The 221-nt window shown below is 26.7% G+C and carries 1 protein-coding gene; it reads right to left on the bottom strand.

The genetic code is table 11. The features are described 5' to 3' along the window. A partial coding sequence (locus KGF42_RS19710) for a transposase (RefSeq protein ID WP_139045581.1) occupies positions 1-221 on the bottom strand: 221 nt, incomplete at both ends.

Raw genomic sequence — 221 nt, 5'->3', positions numbered from 1 at the left:
TTTTTGTAGAAAATCATTTCTTTGATTAGCTATATGTTCTTGAAGTCTTGCAACTTTTAATCTTGCTTTATTCCTATTTAAACTACCGATTGTCTTTCTCGATAATTCTCTTTGTAATTTAGCAAGTTTGTTTAATGACTTCTTAAGATACTTAGGATTTTCTATAAATTCTCCACAACTTGAGATACAAAATTCTTTAATTCCTAAATCTAAACCTATCT

This window comes from Clostridioides sp. ZZV15-6383 (assembly GCF_020657735.1).
Classification (GTDB): Bacteria; Bacillota; Clostridia; order Peptostreptococcales; family Peptostreptococcaceae; genus Clostridioides; species Clostridioides difficile_D.
This window is presented reverse-complemented; position numbering and strand designations above follow the sequence as displayed.